This window comes from Geminocystis sp. (assembly GCF_041753295.1).
Classification (GTDB): Bacteria; Cyanobacteriota; Cyanobacteriia; order Cyanobacteriales; family Cyanobacteriaceae; genus Geminocystis.
Genome location: NZ_JBGSUU010000125.1, coordinates 1 through 15,199, shown reverse-complemented (window position 1 = coordinate 15,199; position 15,199 = coordinate 1). Strand labels below are relative to the sequence as shown.

Annotated in this window: 12 protein-coding genes and 1 pseudogene; 5 read left to right on the top strand and 8 right to left on the bottom strand. The window is 35.8% G+C overall.

Translation table 11 applies throughout. From position 1 onward, the window contains the following. The first annotated feature begins 5 nt into the window (after positions 1-5). The 3 genes from ACEW8E_RS15610 (at position 6) to gltB (ending at position 6,609) form a co-directional block, all read left to right on the top strand. A complete protein-coding gene (locus ACEW8E_RS15610) occupies positions 6-914 on the top strand; it encodes a histone deacetylase (protein WP_373481280.1) in 909 nt (302 codons plus the stop codon). A gap of 187 nt (positions 915-1,101) precedes the next feature. Then, the gene (locus ACEW8E_RS15605) at positions 1,102-1,773 is read left to right on the top strand and encodes a HEAT repeat domain-containing protein (RefSeq protein ID WP_373481279.1); all 672 of its coding nucleotides are present in this window, start codon (positions 1,102-1,104) and stop codon (positions 1,771-1,773) included. Between the two features lie 141 nt (positions 1,774-1,914). Then, positions 1,915-6,609, top strand: coding sequence for a glutamate synthase large subunit (gene gltB, locus ACEW8E_RS15600; protein ID WP_373481278.1), 4,695 nt, complete (start codon positions 1,915-1,917; stop codon positions 6,607-6,609). 80 nt (positions 6,610-6,689) lie between these two features. Here the strand turns inward: gltB and ACEW8E_RS15595 are convergent, their stop codons facing one another. The 7 genes from ACEW8E_RS15595 to proS form a co-directional block, all read right to left on the bottom strand. Beyond that, a complete protein-coding gene (locus tag ACEW8E_RS15595; protein ID WP_373481277.1) occupies positions 6,690-7,658 on the bottom strand; it encodes a hypothetical protein in 969 nt (322 codons plus the stop codon). Positions 7,659-7,747: 89 nt separating this feature from the next. Further along, positions 7,748-7,873, bottom strand: a complete 126-nt coding sequence (locus tag ACEW8E_RS15590; RefSeq protein WP_373481276.1) for a hypothetical protein — start codon at positions 7,871-7,873, stop codon at positions 7,748-7,750. Between the two features lie 67 nt (positions 7,874-7,940). Further along, the gene (locus ACEW8E_RS15585) at positions 7,941-8,087 is read right to left on the bottom strand and encodes a hypothetical protein (protein ID WP_373481275.1); all 147 of its coding nucleotides are present in this window, start codon (positions 8,085-8,087) and stop codon (positions 7,941-7,943) included. A 167-nt stretch (positions 8,088-8,254) separates the two neighbouring features. Continuing rightward, a complete protein-coding gene (locus ACEW8E_RS15580; RefSeq protein ID WP_373481274.1) occupies positions 8,255-8,905 on the bottom strand; it encodes an ExbD/TolR family protein in 651 nt (216 codons plus the stop codon). Between the two features lie 116 nt (positions 8,906-9,021). Then, on the bottom strand, positions 9,022-9,663 hold the full coding sequence (locus ACEW8E_RS15575; RefSeq protein WP_373481273.1) for a MotA/TolQ/ExbB proton channel family protein: 642 nt from the start codon (positions 9,661-9,663) through the stop codon (positions 9,022-9,024). A gap of 121 nt (positions 9,664-9,784) precedes the next feature. After that, positions 9,785-10,321 carry a late competence development ComFB family protein gene (locus tag ACEW8E_RS15570; protein ID WP_373481272.1) on the bottom strand — a complete coding sequence of 179 codons (537 nt, stop codon included), beginning with the start codon at positions 10,319-10,321 and terminating at the stop codon, positions 9,785-9,787. A gap of 87 nt (positions 10,322-10,408) precedes the next feature. Beyond that, positions 10,409-12,211 carry a proline--tRNA ligase gene (gene proS / locus ACEW8E_RS15565; RefSeq protein WP_373481271.1) on the bottom strand — a complete coding sequence of 601 codons (1,803 nt, stop codon included), beginning with the start codon at positions 12,209-12,211 and terminating at the stop codon, positions 10,409-10,411. Positions 12,212-12,505: 294 nt separating this feature from the next. Here proS and gnd point away from each other — a divergent pair, with 294 nt between their 5' ends. Continuing rightward, a complete protein-coding gene (gene gnd, locus ACEW8E_RS15560; RefSeq protein ID WP_373481270.1) occupies positions 12,506-13,924 on the top strand; it encodes a decarboxylating NADP(+)-dependent phosphogluconate dehydrogenase in 1,419 nt (472 codons plus the stop codon). 195 nt (positions 13,925-14,119) lie between these two features. On the opposite strand, the gene ACEW8E_RS15555 is transcribed toward gnd, so the two are convergent. After that, positions 14,120-14,680, bottom strand: a complete 561-nt coding sequence (locus ACEW8E_RS15555; protein WP_373481269.1) for a DUF697 domain-containing protein — start codon at positions 14,678-14,680, stop codon at positions 14,120-14,122. 74 nt (positions 14,681-14,754) lie between these two features. On the opposite strand from ACEW8E_RS15555, the pseudogene ACEW8E_RS15550 reads away from it, so the two are divergent. Continuing rightward, a pseudogene (locus tag ACEW8E_RS15550) lies at positions 14,755-15,054 on the top strand (Uma2 family endonuclease); the annotation flags it as partial. Positions 15,055-15,199: the final 145 nt, after the last annotated feature.

The following is a 15,199-nucleotide window of genomic DNA, read 5'->3' as shown; positions in this document are numbered from 1 at the left end:
TCATTGTGAATTTACCTGTTGTCTATCACCCTAATTATGTCACCCCGTTGCCCGATCAACATCGTTTTCCCATGGCAAAATTTAAGTTATTACAGGAATTGTTACTTAAAGATGGTATTATAACCCCAGAGTCAATTCATCAACCAGAAATTGCTCCCTCGAATATTTTACAATTAGTACATAGTGCTGACTATGTAGAGAACTTTTGTAATGGTACATTAAATCCTAAAGTTCAAAGAAGAATCGGTTTACCTTGGAGTGAAGGGTTAATAAAACGTACTTGTACCGCCGTTGGAGGCACTTTATTAACGGTAAAATTGGCTTTAGAGTACGGGATATGTTGCAACACCGCAGGAGGTACTCATCACGCTTTCCCTGATTATGGTTCAGGTTTTTGTATTTTTAATGATTTGGCCATCGCATCTCGTTATTTATTAACTCAAGGATTAGTCAACAAAATTTTGATAGTAGATTTAGACGTACATCAAGGAGATGGTAATGCCTTTATTTTCGCAGACGATGATCAGGTTTTTACTTTTTCCATGCACTGCGAAGCAAATTTTCCTTATCGTAAACAAAAAAGCGATTTAGATGTTTCTTTACCTATCGGTTTAGACGATGATGGTTATTTACAAATTTTGGCTAGTTATCTTTCTGATTTACTTACCCAAGTTAAACCCGATATTGTATTATATGACGCTGGAGTGGATACTCATGTAGGCGATCGCCTAGGTAAATTATGCCTTACCGATACAGGAATATATCGCCGAGAAATGCAGGTTTTAAGTACTTGTTTAGCCTATGGTTATCCCGTTGCAGCAGTTATTGGCGGTGGTTATAGCAGTAACTTACAAGAATTAGTTTATCGTCATTCATTATTACATCGTGCCGCCTTTGATTGTCTGAAACTGTAAGGAAAAAATCTTTTATAAAGATAAATTCAGGAGAAGGATTAAAGCAAAATAGACTATATCTTTTAAAATTAATAAAAATAACTAATAATTTTCCCTTGCCCCTTGCCCTTCAAAATTAGAACAAATAAAATAAATTGATCAACTATAATAAGAATTGTAAAGAAATGTTGAGAATATTGAGAAAAATATGAGTAAGGTTAACTTAGCAGAAATATCTAGTAAATTAGATAGTACTAACTCTAAAGATAGATTATTAGCTTTAGCATCCTTAAGGGAAGTAGAAGCACAAGACGCTGTACCTTTGATTAAGAAAGTTCTCAATGATGAGATGTTACCTGTGCGCTCTATGGCAGTATTTGCTTTAGGCATCAAAAAAACTGATGAATGTATGCCTATTTTAGTTAAATTATTAGAAACAGATCCAGATTATGGCATTCGTGCCGATGCTGCTGGTGCATTAGGTTATCTAAAAGATATTAACGCTTTTGAGGCTTTGGTAAGAGCTTTTTATGAAGATACAGAATGGTTAGTAAGATTTAGTGCGGCGGTGTCTTTAGGCAATTTAGGAGACGTTCGAGCTAAACAAGTTTTATTACAAGCATTACACAGCTCAGAACCAGTTTTGCAACAAGCCGCAATTTCAGCATTAGGAGAAGTAAAAGCAGAAGATTGTATCGAGGAAATATTAGTTTTTGCTCAATCTCAAGATTCGTTAATTAGACAACGATTAGCAGAATCTTTAGGTAATTTTAACACAGAAAAAAGCATCTCAGCCTTAAAATTTCTCCTCAAAGATTCTAACCCACAAGTATCTGAAGCGGCAGTGCATTCTCTGGAAAAAGTTAAAGAGAAAAAATAATTATTAACAATATTAAAAAATACTTAACGATTCTTTATAATAAGAAGAATCACGATTAACCCTTATCAACACAATAAAGCTGATGTATCCATTGTTACTAAGTTTGAGTGTCTAGTGTGAATTAATATAACGAATCTAAGTATGAAAGGTCAAGATATAATGACGAATTACCCCATTGATAATAGTTTAACTCCCTTTCAAGGACAACCTTGGTTAGTAGAAGACAGAGATGCTTGTGGTGTTGGTTTTATCGCCTATCAAGATAACCGTCAATCCCATAAATTGGTAAAACAAGCCCTTAAGGCTTTACACTGTATGGAACATCGGGGAGGATGTAGTGCAGATCAAGACAGTGGTGACGGTTCGGGAATTTTAACAGGAATTCCGAAACAAGTATTTAAGCCTTGGTTTAGCGACAATAATTTTGAAATGCCCCCAGAAGGAGAATGGGGTGTCGGAATGGTATTTTTACCCCAAGATGAAAAAGAAGCGGAAAAAGGGCGCTTATTTGTGGAGGAGATGGTAGCGGTAGAAAGTCTTAAAACCCTCGGTTGGCGTAAAGTACCTATTAATTCTGATGTTTTGGGCAAACAAGCTAAAGAAAATCAACCTCGTATTGAGCAAATTATTGTTACTTCAGGGGAAACTCATTATCAAGGTGATGAACTTGATCGCCGTCTGTATGTAGCACGATCAAGGGTAGGAAAACAATTATCTGATGATTTTTATATCTGTTCTTTTTCTTGTCGTACTATAGTTTATAAAGGTTTAGTACGGGGGGAAATTTTAGAACAATTTTACTTAGATTTACAAAACCCTGAATATCAAAGTCGTTTTGCGGTATATCATCGTCGTTTTAGTACGAATACCATGCCAAAATGGCCTTTTGCTCAACCCATGCGAATTTTAGGGCATAATGGCGAAATTAATACTCTCATTGGTAATATTAATTGGATGAGTGTACGGGAAGCAAATTTAGAGTTGCCCGGTTGGAGTCAAGAAGAGTTTGAAGGAGTTACACCTATTGTTAACATGAATAATAGTGATTCTTACAACCTTGATAGTTCTTTAGAATTATTAGTCCGTACAGGTCGCAGTATTCCTGAAGCCTTGATGATTCTTGTGCCTGAAGCCTATAAAAATCAGCCCGAATTAGACAAATATCCCGAAATTACTGACTTTTATAATTACTATAGCGGATTAAAAGAACCTTGGGATGGTCCAGCTTTACTGGCTTTTAGTGAAGGTAAAACCGTTGGTGCTTGTCTTGATCGTAATGGTTTACGTCCTGCTCGTTATGCTATCACAAAAGATGGCTATGTGGTGGTAGGTTCTGAAGCAGGAGTCGTTGACTTAGACGAGTCAGAAATCATCGAAAAAGGTAAACTTGGCCCCGGTCAGATGATTGTCGTTGATTTAGAACATAATAAAATTCTCAAAAACTGGGAAGTTAAACAGGCAATCGCCATTCAAAAACCCTATGGGCAATGGTTAAAAGAATATCGAGTACATTTAGACAGACAAGCTATAACTCCTCTTGCTAAGGGAGAATCTACCCCCCCAAACCCCCTTGCTCAGGGGGGAGACGTAGTCGGGGGGTTAAGTAATTCCGACTTAGTGCAACAACAGACAGCATTCGGCTATAACCTCGAAGATGTAGAAATGGTTATCACTGCTATGGCAAGAGATGGGAAGGAAGCTACTTTTTGTATGGGTGATGATATTCCCCTCGCTGTGTTATCCCATAAGCCTCGTTTATTATACGATTACTTTAAGCAACGTTTTGCTCAAGTTACTAACCCCCCTATTGATCCTTTACGAGAAAGTCTGGTAATGTCATTACGGATGCACTTAGGAGCAAGAGGAAACGTATTACATATAGAGCCAAAAAATGCTCATACTCTCTTACTTGATTCCCCTGTGTTGTCAGAATCAGAGTTAGACTTCATCAAAAAAACTGACTTCTCTACCATAGAATTATCTACTCTTTTCCCGATCAGTGATGGACCTAATGGGTTAAAATTAGCCTTAGAAAGATTATGTAATGAAGCTACCCAAGCCGTCAATAAAGGGCATCAAATTATTATTTTAAGCGATCGCACCCTTGCTAAGGGGAATTTAGGTGGTTCAATTTCCACTGAATATTCCTATATTCCACCTCTCCTTGCTATGGGTGCAGTACATCAACATCTAATTAAAGAAGGATTACGGTTAAAAACTTCTTTGATTGCCGATACCGCTCAATGTTGGAGTACTCATCACTACGCTTGTTTAATCGGTTTTGGAGCTTCTGCTGTTTGCCCTTACTTAACCTTACAAACAGTTTCCGCTTGGTGGCGCGATGATAAAACTCAGAAATTGATGGAAAATGAGAGAATTCAACCTATTACTGAAGTACAAGCCTTAAATAATTATCGTCAATCCGTGGAAGCAGGATTACTCAAAATATTATCAAAAATGGGCATTTCTCTCTTAGCTTCTTATCATGGTGCGCAGATTTTTGAAGCCATTGGATTGGGTGCAGATGTCATCGAATTAGCCTTTAAAGGCACAACCAGTCGAGTCGGTGGTTTAAATCTTCAAGAAGTGGCTAACGAGGTTATCTCTTTTCATCATAAAGCCTTCCCTGAGTTACAAGCCAAAAAACTTGAAAATTACGGCTATGTAAACTATAAAAAAGGTGGGGAATATCACATGAATTCTCCCGAAATGGCAAAAGCCTTACACAAAGCCGTTGCCACCTACGGTACAGAGGAAGGTTATGATCATTATGAGTGGTATCGTAATTATTTGGAAAATCGCCCTGTTACCGCTTTAAGAGATTTACTAGAGTTTAAATCTGATAAAAATTCCATCTCTATCGATGATGTAGAATCCGTAGAAGACATTGTCAAACGTTTTTGTACGGGGGGAATGTCTTTAGGTGCGTTAAGCCAAGAAGCCCACGAAACCCTCGCTATAGCGATGAATCGCATCGGCGGGAAATCTAACTCTGGGGAGGGAGGAGAAGATCCTAATCGCTATGATACTATCGATGATGTCGATGATAATGGTAAAAGTCCTCGCTTTCCTAACCTTAAAGGTTTACAAAAAGGCGATCGCGCTACATCTGCCATTAAACAAATTGCTTCAGGACGTTTTGGAGTAACTCCTGAGTATTTAATGAGTGGTCAACAATTGGAAATCAAGATGGCTCAAGGAGCAAAACCGGGTGAAGGTGGACAGTTACCGGGTAAAAAAGTTAGTGAATATATCGCTATGTTACGCCGTTCTAAACCGGGTGTTACCCTAATTTCTCCTCCTCCTCATCATGACATTTATTCTATTGAGGATTTAGCCCAATTAATCCACGACTTACACCAAATAAATCCCAGTGCTAAAGTATCTGTTAAGTTAGTGTCAGAAGTGGGTATCGGTACGATTGCCGCAGGAGTAGCTAAAGCCAATGCCGATGTAATCCAAATTTCTGGTCATGATGGTGGTACTGGTGCATCACCCTTAAGCTCCATTAAACACGCTGGTTGTCCTTGGGAACTAGGTATAACTGAAGTACATAGAACTTTACTAGAAAATCAACTGCGTGATAGAGTATTACTCCGTGCTGATGGTGGTTTTAAAACAGGTTGGGATGTCGTCATGGCTGCTTTAATGGGTGCGCAAGAATATGGTTTTGGTACAGTTGCCATGATTGCAGAAGGCTGTATTATGGCTCGTGTTTGTCATACTAATCAATGCCCTGTGGGAGTTACCAGTCAACAAGAGCGTTTACGTCAACGTTTTTCGGGTGTACCCGCCGATGTCGTTAATTTCTTCTATTTTGTCGCTGAAGAAGTGCGATCTATTCTTGCTAAACTAGGTTATCGTAGCTTAGATGAAGTTATCGGGCGCGGTGACTTGTTAACCTATCGTCAAGAGGTAAAACTTACTAAAACTAAAGCCCTTATATTAGACTGTTTAACTAACCTTCCTGATGTAAAAACTAATCGTGACTGGTTGAATCATGGTGATACTCACACTAACGGTAACGTTTTAGATGATGAAATCCTTGCCGATAGTGTTATTAGAGAGGCGATCGCCAATCAAGGTATTGTTACTAAAGAGATTACCATAATTAACACTGATCGATCCGTTGGTGCAAGAATTGCAGGGGTTATTGCTAAAAAATACGGAGATTACGGCTTTAATGGGCAACTTAATCTTAACTTCAAAGGCAGTGCTGGACAGAGTTTTGGTGCTTTTAATATTCAAGGCATGAATCTTCACCTTGAAGGGGAAGCCAATGACTATGTTGGTAAAGGTATCAATGGCGGTTCTATCGTTATTGTACCCCCTAAAGAGTCCATTTTTGAGGCATCGGAAAACGTAATTTTAGGCAATACTTGCTTATACGGTGCAACTGGTGGTGAATTATACGCCAATGGAAGAGCTGGAGAGCGTTTTGGGGTGCGTAACTCTAATGCTACGGCTGTCATCGAAGGTGCAGGAGATCACTGTTGCGAATACATGACAGGAGGCTTAATCGCTGTCTTAGGAAGCGTAGGGCGTAACGTGGGTGCAGGGATGACAGGGGGCTTAGGTTATTTTCTTGATGAAGAGGGCAATTTTGAAGTAAAAGTTAACCCTGAAATCGTCAAAATTCAGCGTATTTGCACCCCTGAAGGTGAGGCACAATTAAAAGAATTAATCACTAATCATGTCCATAAAACAGGTAGTAAAAAAGCTCAATTAATCTTAGATAATTGGGCGAATTATGTACCGAAATTCTGGCAAGTTGTTCCTCCTTCGGAAGCAGAAAATCCTGAAGTTAAGGCTCAAAAAGAGTTAACGACTGTGTAATTTAATTTGATTTTGGTGGGCTTTGCCCACCCTACTTTTATGATTAACTGCTCTCTGAAAATTTAGAATAGTTTTTATGTTTATATTAAAATTAAATTATCTTTATTCATTTCAATAAATTCGGTCATTTTAAGATTTATAGTTTCTTCGTATTCCAGCATTAACTTCTCTGATTCTATTTTTTCTAACTCATACATTTCTGAGGACTTAATACGAGCTTCTGAATTTATTTTTGCTTTTATTCTTTTTAATTGATTTTTTTTGTGTAATATTTTTTCTTGTTTTTTCTGTTCTATTTTTTTCAACCATGGTTCACAAATTATAATATAAATTAAAAATAAAATAATTAATGTCGCTATTGTATAGACGAAGAATCGTATTAATAGTCCAATACCAACAATGACAATACATAAAATAAAGCCAAATATAAATGTTTCACCAAAGAAATGATCAACAGGAGTTAAATATTTAGTATTCTGATTTCTTGTCTTTTGAGTTTTGTTATAAGTGACATATTTTTCATATTGAACTTTATATTTTTCTTTAGCTTCTTCATAATATTTATTATATAAATAACTTTTTAACGAATGAGCTAAATATTGTTTTTCTGTTAAGATTTGATTAGAAATTGGCTCTATTTCATTCTCTAAAAACATTGTAAAATTTTTTAAGAAAAGTCTATTTTCTTTTTTGCTCAAATCTAATCTTTCTTCTATGACATTTAACTCTTGTAACAACTTAAATAAATTATAAATATCTTGAGGATTCCATTCAGAACCGCAATCTAAACAAATAGTATATTTTTTCGTATCAATAACAGATTTGGAGTATTCAGATTCAGAACCAGTATGTATTTCTTGATTTTTACCCGTAGTTGCTCCAATAATAGCACCAACACCTCCAAATAAAAGACCGCCTACTACAGCACGACCCCAGTTAATTTTTTTATCAACATTGACATTTGAAGTGGTTTTATTCTGTGTGTTTAATCCGACTGTTTCAGTAACAAACTGAATATGATCAGAACCACACTCTGGACAGTTTGCCATATTTCATCTGTTATTTATTCATTAACACAGTATACATTGTAACTTATAACTAAGATTTTTAAATTAAGTTTAAGTTAATTTGATTTAGGCTAAATGCGTTGAAGATTATGGTGGGGATCAGTTGAACAATCTTCAACTCCTACGATAATACAAACTGTAGGGGCAGAATAATATTCTGCCCACCTCCCCCGAATTTTCTCACCCACTTTCACCACAATTTCTGCCCTATTCTCTCCTCAAATATTACTCATTTATAACCAAATCTTAATTAATTTCAACTTATTAAAAAGGCAAATCTAAAATAATATTTTTTGATGATGAATATTCCGAATCTTTCTCCCAATTACGAAGATTATTTAAAATATATTCTCGGACATTATTAAGCATTTCTTCATCTTTAATAACCTTTTCATGATATTTCTTTGCCATATTAAAGATGTGCCTTTTTGTTTGTTGGCAAATTTGATTAATTTTCTTCGTCACCGCTCCTTTAAACGATCAAACTATACTCGGAATTGAACCTTTAACAACTTTCTGAAATTGGTTATATTTTTCCTCTTGATTAAGTGATTTTTTAATCCATAAAATACCGTTATTTAAGGAGAAGGAGGAAGTGCAGGAGGTGCAGGAGGTGTTAATGATGGGCTAGGAGGTTGAGTGGGAATAGGAGACGGAGATTGATTCACCGAAGAATCAGGATAACTTGGATAATAAGGATTAAATCCGGGGTAAGGACTTGTAGTCTGAGAAGGGGCTTGAGATTTACCCGGTAAAGTCGCTAAAGCTACCCTTTCTCCACCTACTTCTTTAAGCATATCTAATACTTCAATTACCTGACTGTAACGAACTTCTTGGGAAGCGTGAAGTACCATTAACCCACTAGGGTTAAGACTATGATAATTTTTGATAGCACTATAAAGTTGTACTTGAGTAATGGGTTGTTTTTCAAGATATAATTGACCCCTATTATCGAGGCTAACCACTAACATTTCTCGCATTTGTGCTTCCCCAGTACTAGCTTTAGGTAGATTCAACGTCATGGCTTGTTGTCGAGAAAAACCTACAGCCGCCAAAATGAAAAACGTCAAAATACAAAAAATAACGTCAATCATGGGTACAATTTCGATTCTGACTTCCTGTTCATTCATATCTTGCCATAGCTTAAAGGGTTTAGCACTATATTTATGATGGGAAGGAGTTTTAACTTCTTTTTCTGATACCTTCGTTTTTGCAGATAATTGAGTCATAGGATATAAAAAGAGATAATACAGATATGTGTTTAAAACAGTGAAAAAAATTAAATAATCATCAGCACTTTTTTTGAAATCAACAGTAAAAGATAATGATTGATTTCTAGGTTAACTTATACCGTCAAATTTTGTTCTTGATTCCATTTTTGACGATAAATTACTTCTAAATCACTTCCAGCTTTACGAAAAACCCGCACTTGATTAAACCAAAAAGCCTGAAATAAGCGATAAAAAACCACACTAATAATCGCTACAATCAACCCTGCTGCGGTAGAAATTAGAGATTCACCAATACCTTGAGTTACCCCTGAAGTCGCTCCCGTACCTAAATCACTCAAAGAAATTGAACCTAAAGAACGAATTAGCCCTAAAACAGTACCCAATAAACCTAATAATGGAGATAGTGCAATAACACCTTCTAAAATTTTGTCACCTTTTCGCATTAAAATCAATTCATCATCAGCACTGGTTTCTAAAGCTAAATGGAAGATTTCAGGATCTGCATTTTCTAATTGTAAGGGAGTATTCAGAAATTTACCTAAAGGATGATTACGGTATCGAGAAGAAATTTCCCCTGCTTTTTCCCAGTTTGTACTAGCCGCATCGAGAATATTATTCAAGATTTGATCTTCTTTTATTAGTACTTTTGACCAAAAGAAAATACGTTCAATAATAGTACCCAAAGCTAGGATTGATAAGAATAAAAGAGGCCAGATTGACACACCACCTTTCTCAATTAATTCTGCTAAAGTCACTGATTTTAATTCCCCTGTCTCAATAGTTAGTTTTCATTAACCAATTATCATTGATCACTGATCGATTATCAATCATGACACAAAATATTTTAATTTTAACCATACAGAAAAATTATGATTCTTAATCAACCCAAACAACATTATTATTTGCTGAGAGTAAGCCTTCTCCGTCTTCTTCCCAGTAAAAATCTAGCAAGTAATATAATTTTATTGCTTCTTGTTCAGTCATTTGTTCATTTTTAACTTTTTTCAAAAATGACTCCATAAAATTGACGATAGCGGCTAACTCTTCTTTCGGAAAAGAATCATTCAAATTAGACAGAGTTTTTTTAGCATCAAGAATTGTATCACCTTTTTCTTTTGGGAGGGGAGTTGATCTTCTTAAAGGATCTCTCACTACTGCTGCAAATCCTTGAGCTACAGCTTGTCTTATCTTTGGTTTTAATTGAACTATTCCTTTCGCTTTCTGTTTTTCAATACCTTCTTTTGAGGAAGCATATAAACTAGGGAGACGATTAAGCGCAAAAGTTGCCACTTCCACTAAATTTAAAGTCATTCCAGACTGAGTTAAAGTTTTATTATTGGCTAATTGATATTGGATTTCTTCATCTACGAAAATTTCCATTACATTTCTATAAGGTTTTTTTTCTAATGTCATATTTTTATCTTGACAACAAATAATGAAATAATGAACTATGAGCTATTATAAGTAACTGTTCATTATCTATAGTTTATTTATTTTTAATTATGAGTTATTTTTGAGTTTATCTAACAAAATTTTCACTACTTCTTCGATAGCTATATTTTGAGATTCTTTTGTGGCTCTTGTTACTAATTCTACTTTTCCTTCTTTTAAAGATCTTCCCGTCACGATACGATAAGGAATACCAATTAAATCAGCGTCTTTAAATTTTACCCCAGCACGTTCGTCTCTGTCATCGAATAAGGCTTCAATTCCTGCTTGATTCAATTCTTGATATAGTTTTTCAGCGACTTTCATCTGTCCTTCATCGGTAATATTTGGCACAACTATAGTAACATGATAAGGTGCGATGGCAATAGGCCAGATTATACCATCTTGATCATGACATTGTTCTACGGCTGATTGTGCTAAACGAGATACTCCAATACCATAACATCCCATCACAAAAGGCTTTTCTGTGCCATCTTCGGCGGTATAAGTTGCATTCATGGCTTCGGAGTATTTTGTACCTAATTGGAAAATATGCCCAACTTCTATGCCTCTGGCAGTTTCTAATATTTGACTAGAATCATGGACCCCGCGATCGCCAACTTTAGCTTTACGAATATCTACAATTAAAGAAGGTAAGGTAAACTCTTTACCCCAATTTGCACCCATAACATGATAACCAGATTCATCAGCACCCGTGACAAAATTTTCTAAGTCAATAACAGTTTTGTCGGCTAATCGTAAAAAAGTGCTTTCTACTTGCTCTGATTTCGCAATATAATCATCACTTAAATTAGGAGAAATATAACCTAAAGGTAAAGGATTTGTTGCCCATTTTTGTTGTGCATTTTGATCTGGAACAGTTAAACTAAGGATAGTTTTGGCTTGATAATTAGGAGCTAATTTGACTAATTCATTATTTAATTTAACTTCATTAACATCTTGATCTCCTCTAATATTTACTAAAATTAAGACTGTTTTTCCTGAATCATAGACGGCTTGATATAAAACATTTTTAACAATATTAGTGGCAGAACATCCTAAAAATTCTGTTACCTTAATAATAGTTTCACTATTCGGAGTTGCTTTTTTTTCATAACTATTAAAAGGAGATTTAACCACCTGTGCAGGTAAAGAAACGGCTTTTTCAACGTTGGCTGCATATTTACCATCAGCAGTATAAACAATATCATCTTCTCCTGCTTCAGCTAACACCATAAACTCCTGAGATCCAGATCCACCAATCGCTCCAGAGTCTGCTTCCACAGCCCGAAAACTTAAACCACAACGACTAAAAATATTACGATAGGCTTTATCCATATCTTGATAAGTTTCTTTTAAACTCTCAACGCTACTATGGAAAGAATAACCATCTTTCATGATAAATTCTCTACCGCGCATCAACCCGAAACGAGGGCGAATTTCATCTCTGAATTTAGTTTGAATTTGATATAAATGTGTCGGTAACTGACGATAAGATTTTACCATATCTTTGGCGATCGCCGTGATAACTTCTTCATGGGTAGGACCTAAACCTAATTCTCGTTGTTGCCTATCTACCAAAGAAAACATAATGCCTTCAGCTTTAGTATAAGTCTCCCATCGCCCTGATTCTTGCCATAATTCTGCTGGTTGAATTTGAGGTAATAAACATTCTTGCGCCCCCGTTGCATTCATTTCTTCTCGAACAATTTGGGATATTTTTTGCAAAACACGCCACATCAAAGGAAGATAAGCATAAACACCGCTACCGATACGACGAATATAACCTGCGCGTAATAATAATTTATGACTTTTAATTTCTGCCTCAGCAGGATCATCACGCAAAGTTACCAATAACATTTGAGATAAACGCATAATATAAATTTTAGATAAAAGCACAACCTTTGATTATACTGTTATCAGCCAAGTAAACTATAAAATTTTCCCTGAAGGAATTAGAAAGGAAGGTAACTATTTTTAAAGCCTTATTTGTTGAGGTTTTTTATAGTTCACGAAAGTTCATCATTCACAAAAGTTCATCATAGAAAGAAACTTGCAACTTGCTTGATTAATAAATATTGATTTTATAAATCTTAAAAATTTTTTAGTGAACCATTATTAGAAGATCGAGTTAACCTAAAGATAAATCAATTTTGATCGGAATTATTTATGACAAAAAGAACCTTTGGAGTAATCGGATTAGCAGTGATGGGTGAAAATCTCGCCCTCAACGTCGAAAGTAGAGGATTTCCCATCGCCGTATATAATCGTAGCCCAAATAAAACAGAAGAGTTTATGGCAACACGAGCGCAAGGTAAAGATGTAAAAGCTGCTTACTCTTTAGAAGAATTTGTGCAAACTCTCGAACGCCCTCGTAAAATATTAGTAATGGTAAAAGCTGGAGCGCCCGTAGATGCAGTGATTCAACAACTTAAACCGTTACTTGATGAAGGAGATATGATTATCGATGGTGGTAACTCCCTCTATGAAGACACAGAAAGACGTACTAATGAGCTTGAAGCCACTGGTTTAGGGTTTATGGGTATGGGAGTAAGTGGTGGCGAAGAAGGTGCTTTAAATGGTCCTTCATTAATGCCCGGAGGTACAGAAGCGGCTTATCATGAATTAGAGCCGATTTTAACCAAAATTGCCGCCCAAGTAGATGATGGTGCTTGTGTTACCTATATTGGTACTCGTGGTGCAGGTCACTACGTCAAAATGGTGCATAATGGCATTGAATACGGCGATATGCAGTTAATTGCAGAGGCTTATGATTTATTGAAAAATGGCTTAGGATTGAGTAATGAGAAGCTAGGAGAAGTATTTGCGGATTGGAATACTACCGATGAATTAAATTCTTTCTTAATCGATATTACCGCTAATATTTTCCCGAAAAAAGATCCTGAAACAGGTAAACACTTAATTGATTTAATTGTAGATGCTGCTGGGCAAAAAGGTACGGGAAGCTGGACTGTAGTAAGTTCTTTACAACTAGGAGTGCCAATTCCTACTATTTATGCGGCAGTATATGCAAGAGTTATTTCTAGTTACAAAGAAGAACGAGTTTTAGCAGCTAAGGAGTTAACGGGAGTAACATCAAAATTTGATGGGGATGTTGATACCTATATTTCTAAAATTAGGGATGCTTTATATTGCTCGAAAATGTGTTCTTATGCTCAAGGTATGGCTTTAATTGCTAAGGCTTCATCGGAGTATAACTATAACGTTAATTTACCTGAAATTGCCCGAATTTGGAAAGGTGGTTGTATCATCAAAGCGGCTTTTCTGGGTAAAATTCAAACAGCTTTTACCGATAATCCTAACTTGCCTAATTTACTCCTAGCTTCTGAGTTTAAACAAAGTATTCTTGATCGTCAACAAGCGTGGCGAGATGTCTTAGTTTTAGCCAATAAAATGGGGATTCCTGTTCCTGCTTTTAGCGCTTCTCTTAATTACTTTGATAGTTATAGACAAGAACGTTTGCCTCAGAATCTCACCCAAGCGCAAAGAGATTATTTTGGAGCCCACACTTATGAGCGTACAGATAAACCACGAGGTGAATTTTTCCACACCGAATGGATAGGGTAGGGTAATGAGGAAGTAGGGGTGAATGGCATTCACCCAAGTAATGAGGAATGAAAAATGAGGAATTAGTAAGTAAAAACCTGTTTAAACTTCTTGTTTATCAATGAAGAGACAACTCTCAAGTTTTTATTTTACTATTCCCTATCTCCTATCTATCTATTCCACTAAAATTTTATGGTTCACTCAGGTGATAAGTTATTATATTCGAGCTAATAATTCTTTTTTCTTAGCTTCAAATTCCTCTTGGGATAAAATTCCTTGTTGTTTCAATTTGCCTAATTTTTCCAAAGATTCATAAATATTAGCGGCTTTGGCTTTATTGTCTTCTAAGTCAGAAACATAAGATTTTCCTTTTTCATAGGCCGACTCATAGGCTTGTTTTGCACTTTCTATATTAAAATCGATTAGTGAGCCTGAATTAGAAAAGATATTAACGGCAACTTGTCCTACAGCGTATGTTGATGCTCCAGACATGGCAGACATAGAAACTCCTCCTACAATACTGCCTATACCCGGAATAGCTTTAAGCATACTTGCCCCAATACTAGCAATAGTTGTGCCTGTAAGTGCTGATACAAAACTTTTACCAACATTTTGAGAGTAATCAACTTCATAAAGGTTAGCTAATTGTTGCAACATTTCTAGTTGAATAGCGGTAACGGCGGCAAAATCAACTAATGGTATTGGTATCAATCCTCCACCAACAGCCCAAAGTACATGAGATCTAATAATTTTCTCGGCTTCAATTTGTTTACTCATTTTTTTTACCAAATTTCTTTTCATTATATATTGATAAAATTAAAGAATGTTCCTCCAAATAAGAAAAAAACACTATGGTGACGTTAATCTCTCAAAAACAGATAACTTTAGAGGATTTTTTACAACTGCCTGAAACTAAACCCGCACAAGAATATATTGATAATCAAATTAGTCAAAAACCCATGCCTCAAGGAAAACATAGTCGAATACAAGGAAAATTAACGAAAGTAATTAACGATATATTGGAAGAGTCTAAAATTGGTTTAGCTTTTCCTGAATTGAGATGTACTTTCGGCGGTAAATCTATTGTGCCTGATATAGTGGTATTAACTTATGATCGCATTCCTCGTGATGATAATGGAGATATTGCTAATGTAGTTTCGGCGTTGCTGAATTAAGGTATGATTTTTAGATAAAGGGGTCAAATTATCAAAAATAAAAAAATGATACAATGTCCAGAGTGCGGGTCTAAACATATTCACAAAAATGGAATTAAAAAAGGAAAGCAAAATCATCTTT

What these genes read in the sequence shown, in the direction of transcription:
- ACEW8E_RS15580 (WP_373481274.1), bottom strand. Translation starts at nt 8,905, where the DNA reads ATGACTCAATTATCTGCAAAAACGAAGGTATCAGAAAAAGAAGTTAAA.
- ACEW8E_RS15605 (WP_373481279.1), top strand. Translation starts at nt 1,102, where the DNA reads ATGAGTAAGGTTAACTTAGCAGAAATATCTAGTAAATTAGATAGTACT.
- ACEW8E_RS15595 (WP_373481277.1), bottom strand. Translation starts at nt 7,658, where the DNA reads ATGGCAAACTGTCCAGAGTGTGGTTCTGATCATATTCAGTTTGTTACT.
- ACEW8E_RS15570 (WP_373481272.1), bottom strand. Translation starts at nt 10,321, where the DNA reads ATGACATTAGAAAAAAAACCTTATAGAAATGTAATGGAAATTTTCGTA.
- gltB (WP_373481278.1), top strand. Translation starts at nt 1,915, where the DNA reads ATGAAAGGTCAAGATATAATGACGAATTACCCCATTGATAATAGTTTA.
- ACEW8E_RS15585 (WP_373481275.1), bottom strand. Translation starts at nt 8,087, where the DNA reads ATGGCAAAGAAATATCATGAAAAGGTTATTAAAGATGAAGAAATGCTT.
- proS (WP_373481271.1), bottom strand. Translation starts at nt 12,211, where the DNA reads ATGCGTTTATCTCAAATGTTATTGGTAACTTTGCGTGATGATCCTGCT.
- ACEW8E_RS15555 (WP_373481269.1), bottom strand. Translation starts at nt 14,680, where the DNA reads ATGAGTAAACAAATTGAAGCCGAGAAAATTATTAGATCTCATGTACTT.
- gnd (WP_373481270.1), top strand. Translation starts at nt 12,506, where the DNA reads ATGACAAAAAGAACCTTTGGAGTAATCGGATTAGCAGTGATGGGTGAA.